Source organism: Mesorhizobium sp. WSM4816 (assembly GCF_055811535.1).
The window spans coordinates 24,916-40,442 of the sequence record NZ_JBVVQR010000033.1; the positions used below are offsets into that span (position 1 = coordinate 24,916).

At 62.1% G+C, this 15,527-nt stretch carries 17 protein-coding genes; 15 read left to right on the forward strand and 2 right to left on the reverse strand.

What is annotated here, in order from left to right; all coding sequences use genetic code 11:
* The first annotated feature begins 10 nt into the window (after positions 1–10).
* From fba to gph, 7 genes are read left to right on the forward strand one after another with little or no spacing between them, the layout of a single operon-like run.
* Positions 11–1,090 (forward strand): class II fructose-bisphosphate aldolase, encoded by a 1,080-nt coding sequence (fba, locus tag AC0L3H_RS26055; protein WP_287225677.1) that lies wholly within the window; start codon positions 11–13, stop codon positions 1,088–1,090.
* A gap of 21 nt (positions 1,091–1,111) precedes the next feature.
* A complete protein-coding gene (locus AC0L3H_RS26060; protein ID WP_473587372.1) occupies positions 1,112–2,605 on the forward strand; it encodes a ribulose-bisphosphate carboxylase large subunit in 1,494 nt (497 codons plus the stop codon).
* An 18-nt stretch (positions 2,606–2,623) separates the two neighbouring features.
* Positions 2,624–3,058 (forward strand): ribulose bisphosphate carboxylase small subunit, encoded by a 435-nt coding sequence (locus tag AC0L3H_RS26065; RefSeq protein ID WP_023797690.1) that lies wholly within the window; start codon positions 2,624–2,626, stop codon positions 3,056–3,058.
* Positions 3,059–3,066: 8 nt separating this feature from the next.
* A complete protein-coding gene (gene cbbX, locus AC0L3H_RS26070; RefSeq protein WP_473587373.1) occupies positions 3,067–4,005 on the forward strand; it encodes a CbbX protein in 939 nt (312 codons plus the stop codon).
* Between the two features lie 58 nt (positions 4,006–4,063).
* Positions 4,064–4,750: a ribulose-phosphate 3-epimerase gene (gene rpe, locus AC0L3H_RS26075; protein WP_236377784.1), complete on the forward strand. Its 687-nt coding sequence runs from the start codon at positions 4,064–4,066 to the stop codon at positions 4,748–4,750.
* 21 nt (positions 4,751–4,771) lie between these two features.
* Positions 4,772–5,329: a thioredoxin family protein gene (locus tag AC0L3H_RS26080; protein WP_473587374.1), complete on the forward strand. Its 558-nt coding sequence runs from the start codon at positions 4,772–4,774 to the stop codon at positions 5,327–5,329.
* Positions 5,326–6,027 (forward strand): phosphoglycolate phosphatase, encoded by a 702-nt coding sequence (gene gph / locus AC0L3H_RS26085; protein WP_473587375.1) that lies wholly within the window; start codon positions 5,326–5,328, stop codon positions 6,025–6,027. The genes AC0L3H_RS26080 and gph overlap by 4 nt, the downstream gene beginning before the upstream one ends.
* 106 nt (positions 6,028–6,133) lie before the next feature.
* Here gph and AC0L3H_RS26090 read toward each other — a convergent pair whose 3' ends face one another.
* Entirely contained in the window at positions 6,134–6,514 is a 381-nt protein-coding gene (locus tag AC0L3H_RS26090) for a c-type cytochrome (RefSeq protein ID WP_027151302.1), read from the reverse strand.
* 587 nt (positions 6,515–7,101) lie between these two features.
* On the opposite strand from AC0L3H_RS26090, the gene AC0L3H_RS26095 reads away from it, so the two are divergent.
* The 6 genes from AC0L3H_RS26095 (at position 7,102) to AC0L3H_RS26120 (ending at position 11,850) form a co-directional block, all read left to right on the forward strand.
* Positions 7,102–7,311 (forward strand): hypothetical protein, encoded by a 210-nt coding sequence (locus AC0L3H_RS26095; protein ID WP_473587376.1) that lies wholly within the window; start codon positions 7,102–7,104, stop codon positions 7,309–7,311.
* A 39-nt stretch (positions 7,312–7,350) separates the two neighbouring features.
* The gene (locus AC0L3H_RS26100; protein ID WP_473587397.1) at positions 7,351–8,337 is read left to right on the forward strand and encodes an ABC transporter substrate-binding protein; all 987 of its coding nucleotides are present in this window, start codon (positions 7,351–7,353) and stop codon (positions 8,335–8,337) included.
* A gap of 44 nt (positions 8,338–8,381) precedes the next feature.
* Positions 8,382–9,161, forward strand: coding sequence for an ABC transporter permease (locus tag AC0L3H_RS26105; RefSeq protein ID WP_473587398.1), 780 nt, complete (start codon positions 8,382–8,384; stop codon positions 9,159–9,161).
* Positions 9,130–9,870 carry an ABC transporter ATP-binding protein gene (locus AC0L3H_RS26110; RefSeq protein ID WP_473587399.1) on the forward strand — a complete coding sequence of 247 codons (741 nt, stop codon included), beginning with the start codon at positions 9,130–9,132 and terminating at the stop codon, positions 9,868–9,870. The genes AC0L3H_RS26105 and AC0L3H_RS26110 overlap by 32 nt, the downstream gene beginning before the upstream one ends.
* A gap of 31 nt (positions 9,871–9,901) precedes the next feature.
* Positions 9,902–10,873: a quinoprotein relay system zinc metallohydrolase 2 gene (locus AC0L3H_RS26115; protein WP_473587377.1), complete on the forward strand. Its 972-nt coding sequence runs from the start codon at positions 9,902–9,904 to the stop codon at positions 10,871–10,873.
* Between the two features lie 113 nt (positions 10,874–10,986).
* Entirely contained in the window at positions 10,987–11,850 is an 864-nt protein-coding gene (locus AC0L3H_RS26120; RefSeq protein ID WP_473490814.1) for a quinoprotein dehydrogenase-associated SoxYZ-like carrier, read from the forward strand.
* 46 nt (positions 11,851–11,896) lie between these two features.
* Here the strand turns inward: AC0L3H_RS26120 and AC0L3H_RS26125 are convergent, their stop codons facing one another.
* Positions 11,897–12,250 carry a hypothetical protein gene (locus AC0L3H_RS26125; RefSeq protein ID WP_023797678.1) on the reverse strand — a complete coding sequence of 118 codons (354 nt, stop codon included), beginning with the start codon at positions 12,248–12,250 and terminating at the stop codon, positions 11,897–11,899.
* Positions 12,251–12,923: 673 nt separating this feature from the next.
* Here AC0L3H_RS26125 and AC0L3H_RS26130 point away from each other — a divergent pair.
* A complete protein-coding gene (locus AC0L3H_RS26130) occupies positions 12,924–14,822 on the forward strand; it encodes a methanol/ethanol family PQQ-dependent dehydrogenase (RefSeq protein ID WP_353682180.1) in 1,899 nt (632 codons plus the stop codon).
* Between the two features lie 183 nt (positions 14,823–15,005).
* A complete protein-coding gene (locus AC0L3H_RS26135) occupies positions 15,006–15,527 on the forward strand; it encodes a c-type cytochrome, methanol metabolism-related (protein ID WP_023797676.1) in 522 nt (173 codons plus the stop codon).

Below are 15,527 nucleotides of genomic sequence, written 5' to 3' on the forward strand. Positions count from 1 at the left end.
GGACCCCAAAATGGCCCGCATCACCCTTCGCCAGCTTCTCGACCATGCCGCCGAGCACGGCTATGGCGTTCCGGCATTCAACATCAACAACATGGAACAGGGCCTTGCCATCATGGAGGCGGCCAGGGCCTGCGACGCACCGGTCATCATCCAGGCCTCGCGCGGCGCCCGCTCCTATGCCAACGACATCATGCTGGCCAAGATGATGGAGGCGTTGACCGAAATGCATCCGGCCATTCCGCTCTGCATCCATCAGGACCACGGCAACAACGAAGCCACCTGCCTTTCGGCGATCCGCCACGGCTTCACCTCGGTGATGATGGACGGCTCGTTGATGGCGGACGCCAAGACGCCGGCGAGCTACGACTACAACGTCGCCATCACCGAACGTGTCGCACGCATGGCGCATTGGGTCGGCGCTTCCGTCGAAGGCGAGCTCGGCGTGCTCGGCTCGCTGGAAACCGGCCAGGGCGAGGCCGAGGACGGGCATGGCGCCGAAGGCGCGCTTTCCCACGACCAGCTTTTGACCGATCCCGATCAGGCGGTCGACTTCGTCACCGCCACCCGGGTCGACGCGCTGGCGATCGCCTGCGGCACTTCGCACGGCGCCTACAAATTCAGCCGCAAGCCCGACGGCGGCATCCTCGCCATGCAGGTGATCGAGGCGATCCACGAAAAGCTGCCCAACACGCATCTGGTCATGCATGGCTCTTCCTCGGTACCGCAGGAACTGCAGGACGTCATCAACCGATATGGCGGCGAGATGCCCCAGACCTTTGGCGTTCCGGTCGAGGAGATCGAGCGCGGCATCCGTTACGGCGTGCGCAAGGTCAACATCGACACCGATTGCCGCATGGCCATGGCCGGGCAGTTCCGCCGCGTCGCGACGGAAGACCCGCGCGAATTCGATCCGCGCAAATTCCTGAAACCCGCCATGGATGCCCTGCGCGACCTGTGCCGCGATCGCTTCGAGCGCTTCGGCACCGCCGGCAACGCCTCGAAGATCAAAGTCATCGCCATGGACGAGATGGCCAAACGTTACGCCGCGGGAAAACTCGACCCGCAAATCGCAACCGCGAAAGCCGCCTGAGCGGCAAACAGGAGACCTGTCATGAACAAGATCGACATGCCGTCAGCTGGCACGCTCAAGGAAGGCAAGGAACGCTACAAGTCGGGCGTCATCCCCTACAAGAAAATGGGCTACTGGGAGCCGGACTACCGGCCCAAGGAGACCGACCTGATCGCCATGTTTCGGATCACGCCGCAGCCAGGTGTCGACCACGAGGAGGCGGCGGCCGCCATCGCCGGTGAATCCTCCACCGCGACGTGGACGGTGGTGTGGACCGACAGGCTGACCGCCTGCGAGCTCTACCGCGCCAAGGCGTTCAGATCCGAGCCGGTGCCGAACACCGGTCCCGGCACCAAGACCGAGCAGCAGTACTTCGCCTACATCGCCTACGACCTCGACCTGTTCGAGCCGGGCTCGATCGCCAACCTGACTGCATCGATCATCGGCAACGTGTTCGGCTTCAAGGCAGTCAAGGCCTTGCGGCTCGAGGACATGCGCATCCCGGTGGCTTACCTCAAAACCTTCCAGGGCCCGGCGACCGGCATCGTGGTGGAACGCGAGCGGCTCGACAAGTTCGGCCGGCCGCTGCTCGGCGCGACGACGAAGCCGAAGCTTGGCCTGTCAGGCCGCAACTATGGCCGCGTCGTCTACGAGGCGCTGAAGGGTGGCCTCGACTTCGTCAAGGACGACGAGAACATCAACTCGCAGCCGTTCATGCACTGGCGCGACCGCTTCCTCTACTGCATGGAGGCCGTGAACAAGGCGTCGGCCGCCACCGGCGAGGTCAAGGGCCATTATCTCAACGTCACCGCCGGCACGATGGAGGAGATGTACGAGCGCGCCGAATTCGCAAAACAGCTTGGCTCCTGCATCGTCATGGTCGACCTGGTCATCGGCTACACGGCGATCCAGTCGATGGCCAAATGGGCACGCCGCAACGACATGATCCTGCACCTGCACCGCGCCGGCAACTCGACCTATTCGCGCCAGAAGAACCACGGCATGAATTTTCGCGTCATCTGCAAATGGATGCGGATGGCCGGCGTCGACCACATCCATGCCGGTACCGTTGTCGGCAAGCTGGAAGGCGACCCGCTGATGATCAAGGGTTTCTATGACACGCTGCGCGAGGAGCGCACGCCGCAGAACCTCGAAACCGGGCTGTTCTTCGACCAGGACTGGGCCTCGCTCAACAAGGTGATGCCCGTCGCCTCGGGTGGCATCCATGCCGGCCAGATGCACCAGCTGATCCATTATCTCGGCGAGGACGTCGTCCTGCAGTTCGGCGGCGGCACGATCGGCCATCCGGACGGCATCCAGGCCGGCGCGACGGCCAATCGCGTCGCGTTGGAGGCGATGATCCTCGCCCGCAACGAGGGCCGCGACTATCTGCGCGAAGGCACCAAAATCCTCGAACAGGCGGCCAGATGGTGCACGCCGCTGAAAGCTGCCCTGGAGACCTGGAAGGACGTCACATTCAACTACGAATCGACCGACACGGCCGACTTCGTGCCAACCGCAACGCCCAGCTTCTAGACGAAAGGAACCGTCGCCATGATGACCAATCCGGGAAACAAGGTCACGCAGGGACAGTTTTCGTTCCTGCCCGACCTGACCGATGAGCAGATTTCGGCGCAGATCAAATACGCGCTGAAAAACCACTGGGCGGTCAGCGTCGAGTACACGGACGATCCGCATCCGCGCAACACCTATTGGGAAATGTACGGCAACCCGATGTTCGACCTGAAGGACCCGGCGGGCATCCTGCTTGAAGTCAACAATTGCCGGAAAGCCATGCCCAACATGTATGTCCGGGTCACCGCCTTCGATTCGAGCAAGGGCTGGGAAGCGCCGCGCATGTCGTTCATCGTCAACCGGCCGCCCAACGAACCCGGGTTCCGGCTGCTGCGCCAGGAGCGCGACGGCCGCAGCCAGGGCTATTCGATCGTGCCTTATGCGACCGACAGGCCCGAAGGCGAGCGGAGCTAGCCGAAACCATGCTGGACGCGATAGCAAAGGGCACTGCCGCGCCGGACGAATCGGTCGATCTGCAGGCCGAGTTCGAGGCGTCCAACATCGATGAGGTGCTGGCCAAGCTCGACCGCGAACTCGTTGGCCTGAAGCCCATCAAGACCCGCATCCGCGAGATCGCGGCGCTGCTCCTGGTCGACCGGCTTCGCCGCAAGTTCGGCCTGACCTCGGGCGCGCCGACGCTGCACATGAACTTCACCGGAAATCCCGGTACCGGGAAAACCACCGTGGCGCTCAGGATGGCCGAAATCCTGCATCGTCTCGGCTATGTCCGCGAAGGCCACATGGTCGCAGTGACGCGAGACGATCTCGTCGGCCAGTATGTCGGCCACACCGCGCCCAAAACCCGCGAAGTGATCAAGCGCGCCATGGGCGGGGTGCTTTTCATCGACGAGGCCTACTATCTCTACAAGCCCGAGAACGAACGCGACTACGGCCAGGAATCGATCGAGATCCTGCTGCAATGCATGGAAAACAACCGTGACGACCTGGTTGTGATACTTGCCGGCTACAAGGACAAGATGGACCGCTTCTTCAACAGCAATCCCGGCATGCGCTCGCGCATCGCCCATCACCTCGACTTTCCCGACTACGGCGTCGGCGAGCTCAAATCGATCGCCGAGATCATGCTGGCGGAACAGAATTACCGTCTCAGCGAGGCGGCGGCCAAGGCGCTCGAAGAGTATCTGCCGATCCGCATGCGGCTGCCGCATTTCTCCAACGCTCGCTCGGTCCGCAATGGGCTCGACCGGGCGCGGCTTCGCCAGGCCAACCGGCTTTTCACGTCGCGCGACCGGGTGTTGACGAAGACCGACCTTATCACCATTGAAGAGTCCGATATTCGCGGCAGCCGCGTGTTCGCGGAAGGCAAGCTCGAAGGCGAACCGGAGACGAAGGCGCGCTGACAAGATGACGCCGGTTGGTCAGCGACCGGAAACCGAAGACGGAATGGAGCCGACGACCATGGGTACCAAGACAATCATCGCCCCCTCGGTGCTTTCTGCGGATTTCTCGCGGCTCGGCGACGAGGTCGAAGCAGTCGTCCGGGCGGGCGCCGACTGGATCCATCTCGACGTGATGGACGGTCATTTCGTGCCCAACATCACCTTCGGTCCACCGGTGATCAAGGCGATTCGTGACCGAACCGACAAGGTCTTCGACTGCCATCTGATGATCGCGCCGGCCGACGCCTATCTCGCCGCCTTCGCCGATGCCGGCTGCGACATCATCACCGTGCACGCCGAGGCCGGGCCGCATCTCGACCGTTCGCTGCAGGCGATCAGGAATCTCGGCAAGAAGGCCGGCGTGTCGCTGAACCCGTCGACGCCGGAAAGCGTCATCGAGTATGTGCTCGACCGGCTCGATCTGGTGCTTCTGATGACGGTCAATCCGGGTTTCGGCGGCCAGGCTTTCATTCCGGCGGTCGTCGACAAGGTCAGGCGGGTCAAGGCGCTGATCGGCAATCGCCCGATCGACATCGAGATCGACGGCGGCGTCACCCCCGAGACCGCCCCGCTGGTAACCGCGGCCGGCGCCAATGTGCTGGTCGCCGGCTCGGCTATCTTCAAGGGCGGCAGCGAGGCGGCCTATCGCGCCAATATCGGCGCCATCAGGCAGGCAGCCGACGGCGCGATCCGGAAAGCCGCGTAAACCATTTCATCGGAGCACAACATGGGGGAAATCCCACCTGTCTGCGATTTCGGCTGGCAAGCCATCGATGCCGTCTTGCCCGGTGTCGACGGCAAATCGCATTCGATCTTCAGCCATGCCGGCCCGAACGGGCTGGTGGTGGCTTTCATCTGCAACCACTGCCCTTACGTGAAGGCGGTGATTTCCCGCATCGTCCGCGATGCCAACGACCTCAAGCCCGAAGGCATCGGCTTTGTCGCGATCAATTCCAACGATGCCGACGCCTATCCGGATGATTCCTTCGACAACATGAAGCTCTTCGCCAAGACGAACGGCTTCACTTTCCCCTACCTCCACGACGAGCGCCAGACGGTGGCGCGTGCCTATGGAGCCGTTTGCACTCCGGATTTCTTCGGGCTCAACAGCGAATTGACGCTGCAATATCGCGGCCGGCTGGACGCGGCGCGGCGCGACGCCGGACCGCCCGGACTGAGACGCGACCTTTTCGAGGCGATGAGGCAAATTGCCCGAACCGGCGACGGACCGCTGGACCAGATCGCTTCGATCGGCTGCTCGATCAAGTGGAAGGATGCTGCATGAACGTCGGCGCAGGCAGGCGGTTTCGATCGCCGAAAGCGATCCTGTTCGATCTCGACGGCACGCTGGTCGATTCGGCGCCCGATATAACCGCCGCCGTCAACGAGTTGCTGGCCGGTCGCGATCTGCCGCCGCTGCGCCTGGAACAGGTCAGGGCGATGATCGGCGGCGGCGTCAGGAAACTGGTCGAGCGAGCCTTCGCGGCATCCGGCGCGCCGCTCCTCGGCAGCGCCCTCGACGAGGCCAACCGTGCCATGGCGCCGATCTACCGCAGACATCTGACCGGCCTGACGACGCTGATGCCCGGCGTCAGGGAGGTTCTCACCCACTTCCATTTGAGCGGAATAGCCATGGGCGTGGTAACCAACAAGCCGCAGCTGGCGGCTCGCGAAATCCTGCTGCATTTCGGGCTGACGGACCATCTCGGCGCGATCGTCGGCGGAGACGCGGTAACTTGCCTGAAACCGGCGCCCGACGCTCTGCTGCTGGCGCTCGACCAGCTTCAGGTCGAGCCTCGTGACGCGCTGATGGTCGGAGACAGCGGCGCCGACGTGGCCGCCGCCCGCGCCGCCGGCATGCCGGCTATCCTGCTGCGTGGCGGCTACACCCAAATTGCCGTTGAAGCGCTTGGCGCCGACCTGGTTTGCGACGGCTTGCTCGACCTGCCTTCCGCGATGCGCAGGCTGCAAGACGCCGCGTGACCGGCGCCAACCAGTGCGGGCGCCGGCCGCACGCAGTTTGCGAACGGCCGGCGAAGTCGCGTTACTCCTGCGGAAAAACCGGGTTATTTCCTGCGGAAAAACCGGGTTATTTGGAGTATTGCTTCAGATAGGCGATGACGTTGGCGAGATCCTCGTCCTTCTTCAGACCGGGAAACGCCATCTTCGTACCTTTGATCATGCCCTTCGGGTCGCGAAGATAATTCGTCAGCGTGGCTTCGTCCCATTTGACGCCGGATTTACCCGCCTCGGCCATCGGTTTGGAATATTTGAACCCCGGATGCGTGCCGGCCGTCCGGCCGATAACGCCGCTCAATGACGGGCCGATCTTGTTCTTGTCCTCGTCGACGACGTGGCAGGCCTTGCACTTGGCGAAGACCTTCTCACCCGCCGCGGCATCCTGTGCCTGCGATTGGTTTGTAATAAACGTCGCAACGGACACGACGGCGAAAAATGCGACTGCACGCATGGCATTTCCTCATTGATCGTCAAGGTGCCCTGGACGATTAGCGCATGCCTTTGTCTGATCATCGGCATGCATCGTTTTATGCAGAGCGAAAACGTCTCCCTTGCGGAGTTGCAGCGCCTGCACCCTGGAAGCTACCCGGCAGATGAGCGATGTCAACCACTACCCGAGTTCAAGGCAGTCGCTTTGGGTTTGCGCTGCCTTCCAACGTTGAAGGCTGGCGAAAGCCGAAGGCGACATCCAATCTCCCCCCTTGCGGGGGAGATGTCCGGCAGGACAGAGGGGGGTGGGAAGGATCGCCAACTTTCGGCTTCCCAACCGGAAATCAGCCTGAGGGTGTGGCTGTAATTGATCGACAGGTCGGAGGGACAGCACCCCCTCTGCCCTGCCGGGCATCTCCCCCGCAAGGGGGGAGATCGGCAGCTTCACCGACGGCGCGATTGACGGCCATCGGGCGAACGCGTAGCCTCAAACCATTCCGGTTTTCCATGGGCACCTCGGGACTCCGGCAGTTGGCGATTTTGTCCAGGCTCGCGGATCGGGCCGGATCTCGTCAAAGCGGGCGTCTTCAAGCGCGCAAGAGGTGCTGAATGGATATGGTCGACCTCATCTTGACGGTTTGCCTGATTGCCAATCCGGGCAATTGCCGAGACGAACATCTCTATTTCGAGAGCCGCGGCTCTCTGTTCCAATGCATGATGCTGGCACCCACCGAAATCGCGAAATGGTCGCAGGAACACCCGACCCTCAGGGTCAAGCGCTGGAAATGCGCTTTGCCGAACAAAGACCGTGCGATCTGATCGGCGCCCCGGCCCGTTACGGCCCCGGGAGGAGACATCATCATGATTTCGCGTCGAGGAACGCTCCGGCTGGCGGCTCTTGGAACAGCCGCGGCACTTGTCCCAAAGCCCTCCTTCGCCACGAACCGGGTTCGCATCGGTGTGCTGAAATTCGGCACCGTGAGCTGGGCGCTTGACACGCTGAAGCACCACAGGTTCGACGCAGCCAACGGCATCGAGCTGGAGATCCTCGATTTTGCCGGCGAGGATGCAACCAACGTCGCCATGCTGGCCGGCGCGATCGACATGATCGTCTCCGACTGGCTGTGGGTCTCGCGCCAGCGCTCCGAAGGAGTCGACCTCACACTGGTCCCCTATTCGACCGCCGTCGGAGCGATCATGGTGAAGGAGGGAGCGCCGATCCGCACGATCATCGATCTCAGCGGAAAAAAGCTCGGCGTCGCCGGCGGACCTCTCGATAAAAGCTGGCTGCTGATCCAGGCGCTGGCCAGACGCGATCACGGCCTCGACCTGGCGGCAACCAGCGACATCGTCTTTGGCGCGCCGCCGCTGATTTCGGAAAAGGCGATGCAGGGCGAGCTCGATGCGGTGCTCAATTTCTGGCATTTTTGCGCCCGGCTCGAGGCCAACGGCTTTCGTCGGCTGATCGGCGCCGATGCTGCGGCGAAAGCGCTCGGGGCCTCGGGCGCCGTATCGGCGCTCGGCTATGTCTTTCATGACAAATGGGCGAACGAAAATCCGCACGCTATCAGCGGCTTCATCAAGGCTTCGGCGCAGTCCAAGGACTTGCTGGCCAGATCCGACGATGAGTGGCTGCGCCTTGCGCCTGATATCCGCGCGCAAGGCGAGGAACTGGCCAAACTGCGTGACCGCTATCGCGACGGCATTCCCAGACGCCCCGTCGCCGAGGATGCGGCCGACGCCGGCAAGCTCTATCGTGTGCTGGCCGAGATCGGCGGCGAAAAGCTGGTCGGCCGCGCGCCCGAGATGGCGCCCGGCACGTTCTGGCAGGTACCCCCGCAATGAGCGCACCTGATTCCGGCGATCGCCCGCTTGGCGCTGCGGCCGGCATGTCCAGCCAATCCGGCCTGGCAGCGGCGCTGACACCGGTGCTGACGGTCGCGGCCTCTCTGCTCGGGCTTGGCCTGCTGTGGGCCCTTGCGGCAAATGCCTGGCCGAGCCGTGCCTTTCCAGGGCCGGGACAGGTCTGGCAGGTGCTGCTCGCAGAGGCGGCGAACGGCGATCTTTTCTACCATCTCGGCGCGACGCTCGGCCGGGTTGCCGCGGCCTATGTCGTCGCGATGGTTGTTGGCTCGGTCATCGGCGTCCTCCTCGGCAGCCACCGCAGCGCAGACCGGTTCTTCGCTCCCTGGGTGGTCCTGTTCCTCAACATTCCCGCACTGGTCGTCATCGTGCTTGCCTACATCTGGTTCGGCCTCAACGAAGCGGCGGCGATTGGCGCGGTTGCCGTCAACAAGATCCCGAATGTCGTGGTGACGATGCGCGAAGGCGCCAGGGCGCTTGATCCGAGTTACGCCGAAATGGCCGCCGTCTACCGCTTTGGTCTCCTCGACCGCATTCGCCATGTCCTGCTGCCGCAACTGCAGCCCTATCTTGCCGCCGCCTCACGATCCGGCATCGCCCTCATCTGGAAGATCGTCCTGGTGGTCGAACTGCTCGGCCGCTCCAACGGCGTCGGCTTCCAGATCTATCTTTATTTCCAGCTCTTCGACGTCGCCGCCATTCTTGCCTACACCCTGGCTTTCGTGGCGGTGATGCTTGTCATCGAACTCTTTCTGGTGCAGCCCGTTGAACGACATGCAACCCGTTGGCGCCGTCGTCCCGCTTAGGGTCGACATCGCGGAAAAGATCTTTAGGTCCGCGCAAGGCGTCTCGATCAAGGCGCTCCAGGACCTTTCCTTCGAGGTCCGGCAAGGCGAATTCGCCTGCTTGCTGGGGCCGTCCGGCTGCGGCAAGACCACGACGCTGCGCATCCTGCTTGGGTTGGACAAGGACTTTTCCGGCTCGTTCCAGCTGCCTGAAGGCGGCTCCGACCGGATCGCCGCCGTGTTCCAGGAGCCGGTCTTGCTGCCGTGGCGGACGGTGGAGCAGAATGTCAGGCTGGCGCTGCCGAAAAGCCTGAGGACGAAGAACCTCGACGGGCTGTTCGACACGCTCGGCCTCGCCGGCATGCGCTCGCTCTATCCGGCCGAGCTTTCGCTCGGCCTTGCACGCAGGGCAGCGCTTGCCAGGGCCTTCGCCACCGAACCGGCGGTGCTGTTCCTGGACGAACCCTTTGCCTCACTCGACGAACGGACCGCCGAGCGGCTTCGGCACCTGCTTTTGACCGTGTGGTCGGCGCGGCCCACGACCGCCCTGATGGTAACCCACAATCTGCGCGAGGCCCTGATGCTGTCGGACCGCATCATCGTGCTCGCGCAGCGGCCGGCGCATGTGCTCGGCATGTTCGACGTAAGGCTGCCGCGGCACTATCGCAATCCACAGGTGATGAGCGACCTTTTGCGGTCGTTCCAGCAAAAATTTCCTGGCGTGGCCTGATCGCCTTGCAGTTCGGAATCGGGAGGAAGCCATGCCTATCGACAGGATACGACGCAAGCTTGTGAACGGCTTCGCCTGCACCGCGGTCAGCGCCGCGATGCTGCCCTGTTGCCTCGGGCGGGCCGCTCTCGCCGCAGCCCACGGCCTTGAATTCAAGCTCAGGAAAGTCGCCGACGGCGTCTTCGCGTTCCAGGGCGTCGATGAATTGATGAGCGCCGCCAACCAGGGCGCGATCTCCAACCTCGGCGTCGTCGTCGGCGCCGACGCCGTCGCCGTCATCGACAGCGGCGGCAGCCTGATCGAGGCGAACGCCCTCATCGCCGCGATCGGCAAGATAAGCGCCAGGCCGGTCCGCTACCTGATCAACACCCACATGCACCCCGACCATGTCTTCGGCAACGCGGCGTTCCGGCAGATCGGCGCCACCATCGTCGGCCACCACAATCTGCCGCGAGCCCTCGAGGCACGCGGCGCGTTCTACCTGCAGAGCTTTCGCGAACAGATCGGCGACGCGCTCATCAAAGGGATCGAGATCATACCGCCGACCATGCTGGTCGACGACCGCCTGCAGCTCGACCTTGGCGGACGCGTGCTCGAATTGCAGGCATGGAAGGCGGCTCACACCGACAACGACCTGACCGTCTTCGATAGCGCGACCCGCACGCTGTTTGCCGGCGATCTGGTTTTCATCGGTTCCTTGCCGACGCTCGACGGATCGCTGCTCGGCTGGCTCCGCCAGATGGATGGGCTCGCCGCGATTGGCGCCACGCGCGTCGTGCCGGGTCATGGCCCGGTGCCGGCCGACTGGCCGGCGGCGCTGACGGGAGAGCGGCGCTATTTCGAAATTCTGGCGCGCGATATTCGCAAGGCGATCGCCGACGGGACGCCGCTCCGCGACGCCGTCAAGACCGCCGGCGCAAGCGAACGGAGCAATTGGCAGCTGTTCGACGACTACAACGAGCGCAATGCAACAGCCGCCTTTGCCGAACTCGAATGGGAATAGGTCACCGCGACGAACGCTGGACGTGGCGGATCGATTTGCCAAACGCATCGTCAAGGGTCTATCCTCGACATCGGCCTGGGCACCACCTCTCTGACATTGGTGGAGGCATCGAAATGCAGAACCACGCTTACCGGAGCCGGCAGCTCGGCTTGCCGCTCGCAGCCATCTTCGCCGCGATCATCCTGGCCATCGGCGCGCTCTTTGGCGCCTCCGGCGCCGCCAACGCCCAGCAGACAACCGCCTCTTCGGACCGGATCTGGCAGGATATGAAAGGCGACGTGTTCGGCGATCGGGCAATTTTGGTCGATAGCGGCGTCGTCAGGATCGAGGCGCCGAAGCGGGCGCAGGATGCCGCCATCGTGCCCGTCGACATCTATATCGACCCGGCCAAGGCGCCCGCCGGCATCAAATCCGTCACCTTGATCATCGACGTCAATCCAGCGCCGGTAGCGGCGACGTTCGAGATCGGCAAGGACGCCGGTGTGACACATCTGTCGACGCGCGTGCGCGTCGACGACTATTCCTATTTGCGTGCCATAGCAGAGACGCAGGGCGGCGAGCTTCACATGGCCCAGACCTTCGTCAAGGCGTCAGGCGGATGCTCCGCCCCGGCGCTCAAGAACCAGGACGAGGCGATAGCGACGATGGGGCAGATGAAGCTGCGCCAATTCCCGCCGCAAGAGACGATGACAAAGGCGCAGGAATTGCAGCTGATGATCCGCCACCCGAACAATTCGGGCCTGCAGCGCAACCCCTTGACCCAGTATTTCATCCCCGCGCATTTCGTTCAGAAACTGTCGGTCTCGCAGGCAGACCGGCTGATCCTGTCGATGGAAGGGGGGATATCGATTTCGGAAGATCCCAATTTCCGGTTCGATTTCACCGCGCACGGCACTGGCCAAATCCAGGTCGAAGCGATCGATACGGACGGCAAGGTATTTCGCAATCAATGGCCGCTGGAGGCTACGGGGCTTTGAAGCCTCGAAACCCTATGCAGCCGCCGTCGGCGGTCTTACACAGCGTCTAAAAGCAGCGCACGTCGGCTTCCGCCTGCGCGCGCTTCAGTCCCGTGCTTGCGGCTTTTGCCGGCGCGCTTTCGCGGAACAGTCCCGAACGCTCCCCTGTCGTCAGGGACATGCTCTTGAAGGTCTCGGCCCTTTCATAGTCCTCGAAGGGAAGGATCGAGGCGATGACGTCGATCGAGCAGGAACAGCTCTCCAGCGCCCGACGTGTCTGGCCATTCGTCTGCATGCAGCCGAGCACATAGTCGACAACCGTCACCGTCGGATAATCTGAGGCGGCGCCGGCCGGATTGGCGAAGGCCAGGGCCGACGTGAGCAACAGCGGCAAGCTCGAAAAGCCGACATATCTGATCATGGGGAACCTCCGATTGGCCCGGAACGTGACAGATCGAGCCCAATGGATCGAGACGGATCACCGCACCAGTTGGCCTCCTGTCGCCACGCCCGTCAAGTTCTCATGCAGGCCATATAGTACCAAAGGACAGGGCCGTCCCGGCCGGCAAAAGGCCTCCCCGACAGCACGAACATCGGCTCCGAATCCTGGTGCTGAGCTTGATTCCAGGTCTCCTCCACTATCGGCACCCGAAGCTACGCGCGCATACTTAAAATCATACGATCCAGCGAATATTCCCAAATAAAAATCAATACATTTTGCCCAAAAAATACGTAAAATTTAACCACTTATATAAATCGCGCTTCATCCACAGTCGATCAATAGCTTTCAGTCCGGATTTTTTCATATCTATTTCTCTATATTGCAGTGCAACATAGATGGAAGTGATTTTTCTTGCCTTCCTTCTGGGGATGACATAGCTTCATCCTGTTTCCGGCTTCAAGGGCGTCACCGTCAATTAGGGAGCGGCGACAGTCTTTCGTAGGCCAGGTGGGATGGGCAGTAACGGTGCCCTCTGCTCATTCGGCTTAGGTCGTGACACGCTGCCGGAAATACTTCCCCCACATGAATCGCTTGGGCAAGCCCTGGTGGGCTCAACGGACGATTCGTCATTGTGCACCCTGGGAGGACTTTGATGCGTGTATTAGCGAAAACTGCCTACCTACTAACAACCGCGGCGCTCATGTCGTTCGGCGCGGTCCACATGACGTCGGCCAATGAAGAACTGATGAAAATGGCCGAGAATCCCAAGGACTGGGTGATGCAGACGGGTGACTACGCCAACACCCGCTTTTCCAAGCTCAACCAGATCACCAAGGACAATGTGAAGAACCTGCAGGTCAAGTGGACCTTCTCCACTGGCGTGCTGCGCGGCCATGAAGGCGGGCCGCTGGTCATCGGCGATGTGATGTATGTCCACGCGCCGTTCCCGAACACCGTCTATGCTCTCGATCTCAAGAATGACGGAAAGATCCTCTGGAAATACGAGCCCAAGCAAGACCCGAATGTTATTGGCATCATGTGCTGCGACACGGTCAACCGTGGCGTTGCCTATGGTGACGGCAAGATCATCCTCAACCAGGCCGACACCACCGTCGTGGCGCTCGATGCCAAGTCCGGAAAAGTCGTCTGGACGGTCAAGAACGGCGACCAGATCGACGGCGGAAAGGGCGAATCCGGCACGTCCGCGCCTGTGGTCGTCAAGGACAAGGTTATCGTCGGCATCTCTGGCGCCGAATATGGTGTTCGCGGCCACCTCTCGGCCTACAATCTTTCGGATGGCAAGCTTGCTTGGCGGGCCTATTCGACGGGACCCGATGCAGAAACCCTGATCGATTCCGAAAAGACCACCCATCTCGGCAAACCAGTCGGGGCGGACTCGGGCACGAACACCTGGGAAGGCGAGCAGTGGAAGACCGGTGGCGGCACGACTTGGGGATGGTACGCCTATGATCCCAAGCTTAACCTGATCTACTATGGTACCGGCAATCCATCGACCTGGAACCCGGTCCAGAGGCCAGGCGACAATCGCTGGTCGATGACGATCATGGCTCGCGATGCGGATACCGGGATGGCCAAGTGGCTCTACCAGATGACCCCGCATGACGAATGGGATTATGACGGCGTCAACGAGATGATCCTTGTCGACGGCATGGACATCAAGGGCGCCAAGCGCGATGTGCTGGTGCACTTCGACCGCAATGGCTTTGCCTACACCATGGATCGCGCCAATGGCGAGCTTCTCGTCGCCAAGAAATACGATCCGGCAGTGAACTGGGCGACGGAAGTCAACATGGACCCCAGCAGCGACCAGTACGGCCGCCCGCAGGTGGTCGCCAAATATTCGACCCAGCAGAATGGCGAAGACACCAACTCGACGGGCATCTGCCCGGCCGCGCTTGGAACCAAGGACCAGCAACCGGCGACCTATTCGCCGAAGACCGGTCTGTTCTACGTGCCGACAAACCATGTCTGCATGGACTATGAGCCCTACAAGGTGAGCTACACCGCCGGTCAGCCTTACGTGGGCGCCACCGTGTCGATGTATCCTCCCGCTGGAGCCGACCACATGGGCAACTTCATTGCCTGGGATGCTGCCAAGGGCGAGATCGTCTGGTCCAAGCCCGAGAAGTTCTCGGTCTGGTCGGGCGCGCTGGCGACCGACGGTGACGTCGTCTTCTACGGCACGCTCGAGGGCTACATCAAGGCAGTCGATCATGACGGCAATGAACTCTACAAGTTCAAGACCCCGTCCGGCATCATCGGCAACATCACGGCCTATGAGCATGGCGGCAAGCAATACATTGCCGTTCTGTCCGGAGTCGGCGGATGGGCCGGTATCGGTCTGGCAGGCGGACTGCTTTCGCCCGAAAACGCCGCTGCCTGGCATGGCGCCGTCGATCAGGGCCGTGCGCAAGGCGACGAGGCTGCGGTCGTTGGGACTGCTGGTCTGGGCGCGGTCGGTGGCTACGCAGCACTTGCCGACTACACGACGCTGGGCGGCCAGCTCACCGTCTTCGGTCTCCCGGACTGAGACACGGGAACCATAGGCACGCCTCGGTTTTTTGAGAAGACCAAGGCTTGAAAAGCGAGAGCCCGGATCACCGGGAAGCCAGGACCGGGCTCTCAATTTCGCCGCGCACCCACATCGATCCATGCCGCTTCACGACAGCAATACCGTGTGCAGGCGAAATCAAGAAATCAAGGAAGTAGCTGAATGTCCGTTCGCATTGTAATTTCCGCTCTCGCCCTGGCGCTGCCTCTGGCAAGTTCAAGCCTCGCGCATGCCCAGGACAGCGCTGAAAAAGCCAAGGCCGTGACGGAAGAAGGCGGCAAGCATTTCGACGCGGAGGGAAATCCGACCTTCAAGATCGAAAACGGAGCCGTCGACTGGTACACGTTCAGCGGTTACCGCCGGTATCACTCCGATTGCCATGTCTGTCACGGACCGGACGGCACCGGTTCGAGCTATGCGCCGGCCTTGCTCAACAGCCTGAAAACAATGGATTACGCCACTTTCATCTCGATCGTCGCCGAGGGCCGCAAGAATGTCGGCGGCGGCAAGGAAAATGTCATGCCTGCCTTTGGCGACAACAAAAACGTCTATTGCTACATGGATGACCTCTACGTCTATCTGCGTGCCCGCGCCGACGGTGCGGCGCCGCGCGGCAGGCCGCCGAAGAAAGCAGACAAGCCACAGGCAGCGAAGGATGCCGAAGCATCCTGCATGGGTGGATGA